The 8,197-nt window shown below is 69.7% G+C and carries 5 protein-coding genes and 1 pseudogene; 3 read left to right on the forward strand and 3 right to left on the reverse strand.

The window, feature by feature from the left end:
* Positions 1 to 141 precede the first annotated feature (141 nt).
* Positions 142 to 1,629, reverse strand: coding sequence for a VCBS repeat-containing protein (locus tag KBY19_RS28470; protein ID WP_210966991.1), 1,488 nt, complete (start codon positions 1,627 to 1,629; stop codon positions 142 to 144).
* A 370-nt stretch (positions 1,630 to 1,999) separates the two neighbouring features.
* On the opposite strand from KBY19_RS28470, the gene KBY19_RS28475 reads away from it, so the two are divergent.
* Both KBY19_RS28475 and KBY19_RS28480 read left to right on the forward strand, forming a co-directional pair.
* Positions 2,000 to 3,283: a hydroxymethylglutaryl-CoA reductase gene (locus KBY19_RS28475; RefSeq protein ID WP_185019156.1), complete on the forward strand. Its 1,284-nt coding sequence runs from the start codon at positions 2,000 to 2,002 to the stop codon at positions 3,281 to 3,283.
* 58 nt (positions 3,284 to 3,341) lie between these two features.
* Positions 3,342 to 3,872: a GNAT family N-acetyltransferase gene (locus KBY19_RS28480; RefSeq protein ID WP_099886035.1), complete on the forward strand. Its 531-nt coding sequence runs from the start codon at positions 3,342 to 3,344 to the stop codon at positions 3,870 to 3,872.
* A gap of 148 nt (positions 3,873 to 4,020) precedes the next feature.
* Here the strand turns inward: KBY19_RS28480 and KBY19_RS28485 are convergent, their stop codons facing one another.
* Positions 4,021 to 4,491: a DUF5959 family protein gene (locus tag KBY19_RS28485; RefSeq protein WP_099886034.1), complete on the reverse strand. Its 471-nt coding sequence runs from the start codon at positions 4,489 to 4,491 to the stop codon at positions 4,021 to 4,023.
* A gap of 379 nt (positions 4,492 to 4,870) precedes the next feature.
* The gene (locus KBY19_RS28490; protein ID WP_210966992.1) at positions 4,871 to 5,860 is read right to left on the reverse strand and encodes a threonine/serine dehydratase; all 990 of its coding nucleotides are present in this window, start codon (positions 5,858 to 5,860) and stop codon (positions 4,871 to 4,873) included.
* A gap of 582 nt (positions 5,861 to 6,442) precedes the next feature.
* On the opposite strand from KBY19_RS28490, the pseudogene KBY19_RS28495 reads away from it, so the two are divergent.
* Positions 6,443 to 8,197: pseudogene (locus tag KBY19_RS28495) on the forward strand (hypothetical protein); the annotation flags it as partial.

Below are 8,197 nucleotides of genomic sequence, written 5' to 3' on the forward strand. Positions count from 1 at the left end.
TGTCGACGGCGTGCTGGGCCGGCAACTCGGCAGGGCTGCACCGGCACTTCCGCCGCATGCTCGAGGGGCCGGAGTGGGCTACGTCGCCGGGCTGCCGGGACGCAGCAGGCCGAGTCGCTCACCGAAGGCCCGGCGCCTCGCTCAGCTTGCCGGCGACGCTCCTGAGGACGAAGTGCGCGCAGCGAACCCTGTGGTGGCGAAGGACGCCTTGTTCCGGGAGGTCGTGCCGTCGGTGATCCACCAGTGCGTCGGGGTCTCGCCGTACAGGCCGAACAGGGTGCCGGGCCCCCAGTTCAGGATCAGCTCGTCTTTGCCGTCGCTGTTGAAGTCGGCCGCCCCCGCGGGCCGGGCGTGCCGCCATTTCGCGGGCGTCTTCCGACCGTTCGCCCGCGCAGGCCCTTCGCGCCGGACGCGGGTGCGTTCGTCGCCGTCGATGAGCGTGCCCCCCTCGTACGTGGCGACCAGGATGCCGTCGCGGCCGTCGCCGTCCGGGTCGGCGGCCACGAATCCGCCGGGTCCGTAGCCGGTGGCCGCGCCCTTGGGCGCCTTGGGCAGCCGGTGGGTGACCGGTGCGCCGCCCTTGCCGGGGTATACGGTCAGCGATCCGTCGACTTGGGGTGCCTCCGTCTCAAAACCTGGCTCGTTGTTCCGGCTGCCGTCGTCGCCGATCGCCACGTCGCGCTGCCCGTCGCCGTCGAAGTCGCCGAACGCGTAGGCGTTTCCGCGACGCAGCTGCTTGCCGTTCTGGGACAGGCCGGTGCCGCGGCGGGCCGTATAGAGGGCGTTGCCGGACTGCTCACCATCGCCGACCGCATGGATCAACAGGGGTGTCGCGCGCGGCTTTCCGGAAGGGTCGATGTCGTCTGCGACGAGTCGGCTGTACTCCTCTGCCATGCGGGTATCCGTACGCGTCGGCGCACCGGACCGGGTGAACGGACCGTACAGCAGCACCACGGACGAACGGTCGAGTCCGAGCGCCGCGAGATCGTGGTGCCCGTCGCCGTCGAAGTCGCCGCGCACAACGGATTCCACGCCCAGCTTCGAGACGCTCTGCGGAAGCCGGACCGGGGTCGCTCCGGACCCCTCCGTGGGCCCGTGAGGTCCGCCCCAGGTCACATACGCGACGCTGCGCGCCGCGGCGATCTTCCCGTCTGTCACGCGCTCGCCCGTGACGGTTGTGACGAAGTCCGGGAAGCCGTCGCCGTCCAGATCGGCGGTGACCAACCTGTCCGCGGCGACGGTGTCGCGCTCGGCGTTCTCCGCCGGACGGGGCAGGCCCAGGTTCCGGGCTCCGTAGACCGTGCGCGTCGAGGGGGCGAGGCCCTTGGCGGAGCCGTAGACCACGCCGACCCGCTCGTCGCGGCTCCGGGCGCCCCGGTCGCCGCCGGTGGAGACCGGAACGATGAGGTCGCGGAATCCGTCACCGTTGATGTCGTCCGGATCCTTCGACCCCTTCCCGGGGGACGGCGACCGGCTCTCGGCGGGCGCGCTGGGTTCCCCGGCAGCCGGCGTCCCGCCGTTGGAGGCGGACGGCTGATGGCCCGTTCCGCCCCCGCCGCATCCGGTGAGCGGGGTGAGCAGGACACAAATGCCCACGGCAACGGCTGATACAGCGGTACGGGACCTCATGCGCCTCACCCTCGCACCGTGCGCGGTGCCGACTCCAGCCCGACAGGACGGCTGTTGCCCAGTCGTTGTCGGTCAGCCGCACGCGGACCGCTGACGCCGGACGCCGCCAGGCTCGGTGCCCGGAGTGTTGTCGAGGCTCCGCGCCCATGTGTCCCGCCGCCGAGGAACCCTCAATCCGTGCGAAGCACGCGGAGAGGAATTTTGCACCGCACATTTCACCAAGGTGCGGGCGTTCAACACATTCACGCATCCCTGCCTTGGCGTGGCTCCCTTTCAGTCAGTGCCTATGAGAACGATGGAAGGAGCCCATCCGCCACTTCGTTCGGCAAGTGCCCGCGTAAGACGACAGACACACCACCGTGGAGTCCTCATGTGCCCCAAACCCGATACCGGCGACACGCCCTCCATTCCTGCGCGTGACAGCCATACGGAGGCCGCGCGACAAGTGCGGCTGGACTGGTTGCGCACAAAGACAGGAATGCCGCTGGCGCCTCTGGAACACCTGCAGACGCGTGCGGAAGACCTCACCAACAATGTGGAGAACCTCATCGGTGCGGTGGAAGTACCCGTCGGGCTCGCCGGGCCACTGCTCTTCGCAGGCACGCATGCTTCCGGCAGGCTGTACGCGCCCTTGGCCACCACCGAGGGTGCGCTGGTCGCCTCGGCCTCACGCGGTGCCAGTGCCCTCTCACAGTCCGGTGGCGTGCGTACGCATGCGGTGGCACAGCTCATGACCCGGGCGCCGGTCTTCCAACTCGGCTCCCTCGGCGAGGCCGCCTCGTTCGCGGAGTGGATCACCGACCGTCTTGAAGAGCTGCGCGCCCAAGCGGCCCGAGTCTCCCGCCACGCCGTACTCGTCGGCGTCCGCCCGGTGATGACCGGCCGCACCGTGCACCTGGTCTTCTCATACGAGACCGGCGATGCCGCGGGCCAGAACATGACCTCGGCGTGCACGTGGCACGTATGTCAGTGGACTCTCGCCCGCTTCCCCGCGGAAACCGGGACGGAAATCGACCGCTTCCGGGTCGAGGGGAATCTGAGCGGGGACAAGAAGGTCACCTACCACAGCTTTCTCAACGGCCGCGGCACCCGCGTGGTCGCGGAGGCCGACGTGTGTGCCGACGCCTTGCGCGACGTACTCAAGACCACACCGGAAGACCTGCTGGAGACGCACCGGATCCAGCGCGGCGGAGGCGTGCACGGCGGCATGGTCGGCAACAACGTCTGCGTCGCAAATACCGTCGGCGGAATGTTCACCGCACTTGGACAGGACATCGCCTCGGTGCACGAATCCAGCCTCGGCCACCTCGAGCTGGAGCCCGCGGGCGACGGCGTGCGGGCGACGATGGTGCTGCCCGCCCTCATCGTGGGCACGGTCGGCGGCGGTACCGGGCTTCCCGCCCAGCACGCCCTGCTGGAAATGCTCGACTGTGCCGGGCAAGGCGGGCAACCGCGCCTCGCCGAGATCATCGCGGGATTCGCACTCGCCCTCGACCTGTCCACGCTGTCCGCCGTCAGCGCCGACGAGTTCGTTTCCGCGCATGAACGCCTGGGACGCAACCGCCCCTCGCATGTCCCCGCTCCCCCGCATCGAGACGGCGACGGCAACGGCGGTCGCGGTCGAGGTCGCGACCGCGAGAACAGCTCGGTGTGACGTCCTCACGTCACCGCCGCCCCCCCCACTCCCGCCCGGCAGTGCCTAGGCTTCTGCCGTGAACGACACTCCGCATGGCATACGGATAAGACCAGGCAGCCTGGCCGACGCACCGGCCATCCTGGACATGCTCGACTCCGCGGTGATCTGGATGAACCAGCGTGGCAACACGGAACAGTGGGGCACGACACCGCATTCGCAGCGGCCTGACGGGATGGCGCGGGTCGAAGGGTATGTGACCGAGAACGTCCCGTACGTCGCCGAGTTGGACGGCGCCCCTGTCGGAGCCATGGTGTTGGACTGCGGACCCAGTCCGCAGATGCCGATCGCGCCGGCCGAGGAACCCGAGCGCTACATCCGGTTGCTGGTCTCCGACCGACGGTACGCCGGTATGGGCATCGGAGCAGCACTGCTGGCCCATGCCGTCGAGGAGACCCGGCGGGTCGGCGTGGAACTGCTGCGGGTCGACTGCTGGGCGGGCGGCGGGGGCGAACTGGTCGCGTTCTACGAGCGCAACGGTTTCACCCCCGTAAGCCGTTTCCTGTCCGAGGCCTGGCCAGGACAGGTGCTGGCACGACGGGTCGGCTGACGGCGCAGGGCAGGGCGCCGTTCGACAGAGCGTCGGCGACAGGGGGCGCGGCGCCCGGCCTTTGATCGCCGGCCTTTGATCCGCGTACGTATCTGTTGGCTGCCGAACCGAACTCGCGATGTCGGTCAGGGCGGCTGTGATGCCGAGCTCAGTGCCGGTGCTCCGGACCCCACTCGTAGGCGGCGGAAGCCGTTTCCACGACCTCTCCGGGCCAGGCCTGCCGAACGTGCCGCAGTCGGTCGTGGTGTTCTGCGATCCAGTCCTCGGACGTGCGGATCAGCAACACCGTGGTGAGGCGGTCGGGATCCTCGACCCACACAGAGACCGATCGTTCGTCATTCACCTGGATGCCCAGTTCGAGGCCGCGGCCCGCGCCGAGGCTCGCGTTGCCGCCCGGGCCGAGTTCGGCCAGCGACTGCTGCCAGGACGAGAGGTCCTGCTGGGAGAGACACATCTCCAATCGCGCGTCGACGAAGCTCGCGGATATCAGGACATCAGCGCGCAGCAAGTCGTGGCTGGTCAGTACTCCGGGCCGCAAGCGGCCGGTGACGCGCACCAAACAGCGATTGCCGTCCATGTCCTCCAGATGGATCAGGTCCAAAGCCTTCGACTCCGTCACAGCCGGCCTCGCTTCCTCGTACTGGTCTCATGGGCATCCTTCCTTATCGCTGCTCCCCTCCCTCGCTCGTATGGGACTCAGCCTTCCCCGACATCCTCGCCCGGGCCGAATGCGAGCAGTTGTCCTACCGCGGCTTCCTCACCGAACTGCTGACGGCCGAGGGCGAGAACCGCGACCGGCGCATGTCGGCACGGCGCGTCCGGGCGGCCGACTCCCCGGCAGCGATGGCTGTCCGACTTCGGCTGCGACGGCACCGTCATCGAAACCGGCACAGAGCGCTACGGGCCCTCCCTCGCGAAGGCCAGGCAGTAAGAACCCCCGCGTCCCGTCATGGCGAGCGAGTACGGGGCCGGGCCGGACCGAGCCGGAGATGCCGGTATCAGAGCCTGTGGTGGTCGGGAGCCGCATCGACCCAGCGACGATATGCGTCGACGTCGACGTTGCTGCCGCACACGATGATGGCGATGTGTCGGCCGGCGAAGCGTTCGTGGTCCTCGAGGATCGCCGCGATGCCGAGCGCGGCCGACGGTTCGACGACGAGGCCGGCGTGGTCGAGGAGCATCCGCATACCGGCGATGATGGACGCCTCCTGGACCAGGACGGCGTCGTCAGCGACCAGGAGGAGATCGTCCAGGACGGCCGGGATGGGACGCCGGCCGGCGACGCCGTCAGCGATCGTATCGGTCGAATCGGTCGTGACGACGCGCCGCTCGCGCCACGAGCGTGTCATCGCCGGTGCGCCCAGCGGCTGGACGCAGATCACCTCGGCTCCAGGGGCAACGGCCTTCATCACATGACCCACGCCGCTGGCCAGTGCCCCGCCGCCGAGAGCGACCAGAACGGTGTCGAACGACGGCACGGGCGCGCTGTGGACCAGTTCCAGGCCGATGGTCGCCGCGCCCTCGCACGTCTCGATGTCCAGGCTGTCTTCGAGCAGCCGGATGCCGTCGTGCCGGGCGATGGCCGCCGCCCGGTCGCGAGCCATCTCGTGGTCGCCGTCCACCAGTTCCAGCGTGGCGTCCAACGCGCGGATGCGGTCGAGCTTGGCCGCAGTCGCGAAGCGGGACGCCACGACGGTGACGTCGAGCCCCCGGCCGCGACCCGACCAGGCGAGGGCTTGGCCGAGGTTGCCCGCGCTGGCGCACACCACAGCTCGCGGGCCGTGATCAGCGAGCAGGCTCGCGACGATCTCGGTGCCGCGAGCCTTGAAGCTGCGGACAGGGTTCGCCGTTTCGAGCTTGATGCTCACCGCGCACCCGAGGCCGGGCTCCAGCGGCTCGCAGCGGAACAGCGGAGTGTCGAGAAAAATCGGATCGATCATCCGGCGAGCCGCCCGGATCCGAGCAGTGTCGAGGCGTGTCTCGGGCATGACACAGCAGAATAGCGCCGGCTGCACAGTCGGCATCGAGATGGTCACGGTCGTGGCAGGTGCGTTCGTCGCGGACGCCTGCAAGCAACTGGAATACCGACCTGGCCACAGGTGACAGCCTCCCTTGTCGGCACACACGGCACACGGCGCCCGCGTTGCCGTCGTCGGCACACACCTTGTTGTTCGGGTGGCGCCAGGGGGCGGCTGAACAACTCGAACGGTGCTGTCCTCGATCGAGTCGGCAAGCAGGTTGCCGCACGCGGAGGCGCAGCAGTTGCGGGCGGACGGGGGTCGGCCCCGGTGCGAGCCCGCCGGCGTCGCCGCACCCCAAGAGATGAAGACCTTGCCGTGCCATGTCCCGTGACGCACGGGACGGCCCGCATCGTCCAGCCTGAGGAGGCGCCACGAATGCATCTGCGGAAAGTCCCGGATTCCCCTGGCGGACCCCCGCACGCGCCGGCACGTTCCCGTTCGTCGAAGGATCACGCGGCACAGGCCTGTCTGGTGATGGTCAGTGACTACCGCCTGGCTCACTCCGTCGCCACGGGAATGCGGTCGCGGTTGGTCGAGACGGGTGGCGACATGCCCGTGCTCCTGGCGCCCATGTACGGGCACGAGTTCGCCGCGCCGGGGGCGGCGTGGCGGCTGCGGGCCTGGTGGGATGTGCAGGCCACGGGTGTGGAGCTGTCCGCAGCCACGTTGCTGATCGTCGGTGTCGAGGAAGAGGAGCTCGCCGGGCTCGGGCGCGTCGCGTACGTGGCGGTGCCGCCGGGGCAGACACGGGCGTGCCCGTCCCCGCGCGGCGGTCCGGTGATCGAGGTGCCGGCGGCCACGATAGGTGAGCTGATCGACGCCGTCGGGTCCAGCATGATCGGTGCCGGTGATCGCGACGAGCCGGCGAAAGGGGCACGGTCGGTCGTCCCGTTCCCCCAGTCGGAGCGACACGCCAAGCCGCTGTGGAGCCACCAACTGGTGCGAACGGCGGGAGCACTGGGGGTCGGTGCGTGGCTGTTCTCGGCGTCCATGCAGCCGGGCCAGGCCCAGGCCGCGGACCACTCCTCGCTCCCTCAGCAGCACGCGAACCGGGCGGCCGCACAGCAGGCCCACCCGCACGCCGGAGCGGAAACCGTGCCGACGTCGGCTGCGGGCCCCGGAGTGCCGGGCCCGCAGCAGGACGGGCCTGGAACGCCGGCCACTGTTTCCGGTTCGTCCGCATCAGGTGAACCCCCGGCCACCGCGACCCCCTCGGCTCCGGCGTCTCCGGCGGCTCCGGCCGCTCCTGTGGTCGGCCAGGACGCTCCCGCCGACCCGCCCGCTCCCCCCGAGGACGGTCCACGGCCCGATGAGTCGATCGTCAACCACCGCGCGAACGAGCCCGCCCCCGGCCCCGCCTGGAAATGGGGTGATTTCGGAGGCCGCACGGCCGAGGGAGTGGTCGCCGGAAGCGGTACCGGCGCAGTGGCAGGCCCCAAGGGGGCGTCGGCCGGCGGGATCCTGGGCGGTCTGTGGAACGCCGGCGCATACCTCAGCCAGTACCCCGACGTGATGCGGGCTCTGAATCAGTCACAGCCCGGCTGGATCCCGCCCGAGCCCTCGAAAGACCCGCTCAACCCGGCGTTCCGACCCACCCGGGGCGAGGTGTCCGCCGGCGTCGCCAAACCACCGGGCAGCGGAGAGAAACCCCCCTACCTCGGCCAATCCGGCACACCCGCCGGCGACTTCACCAAGGACGTCGGTTACGGGGGCGCCGTCGGCACCGTCCTCGGGTTCGGGAGCAAGAAGTACTCGGGGGTCACGGGCCGAGTGGGTATCACCGGGGGTCTGGGCGTGTACGCGAAAAACCACCCGGATCAGGTGCAAGCCCTGGCCGACACTCTGCGCGAGGCCGAGCCGGGTTATGCCACGGGGCAGGTGCTCGCAGAGAAGCGGGCGCTGGAACCGACACCGGCAGAGATCTCCGCCGGCGTAGCACCCCCTCCCGGCCCCTCAGCCACAGACCAAATACTCAAGACCCTGCGCGAGGCCGAACCCGGATACGCCACAGGACAAGCACTCGCAGAAAGGCGGGCGCAGGAACCGACACCGGCAGAGATCTCCGCCGGCGTAGCACCCCCTCCCGGCCCCTCAGCCACAGACCAAATACTCAAGACCCTGCGCGAGGCCGAACCCGGATACGCCACAGGACAAGCACTCGCAGAAAGGCGGGCGCAGGAACCGACACCGGCAGAGATCTCCGCCGGCGTAGCACCCCCTCCCGGCCCCTCAGCCACAGACCAAATACTCAAGACCCTGCGCGAGGCCGAACCCGGATACGCCACAGGACAAGCACTCGCAGAA

The sequence above is a fragment of the Streptomyces sp. B15 genome (assembly GCF_018070605.1).
GTDB classification, from domain to species: domain Bacteria; phylum Actinomycetota; class Actinomycetes; order Streptomycetales; family Streptomycetaceae; genus Streptomyces; species Streptomyces smyrnaeus.

What these genes read in the sequence shown, in the direction of transcription:
- KBY19_RS28490 (WP_210966992.1), bottom strand. Translation starts at nt 5,860, where the DNA reads ATGCCCGAGACACGCCTCGACACTGCTCGGATCCGGGCGGCTCGCCGG.
- KBY19_RS28475 (WP_185019156.1), top strand. Translation starts at nt 2,000, where the DNA reads ATGTGCCCCAAACCCGATACCGGCGACACGCCCTCCATTCCTGCGCGT.
- KBY19_RS28470 (WP_210966991.1), bottom strand. Translation starts at nt 1,629, where the DNA reads ATGAGGTCCCGTACCGCTGTATCAGCCGTTGCCGTGGGCATTTGTGTC.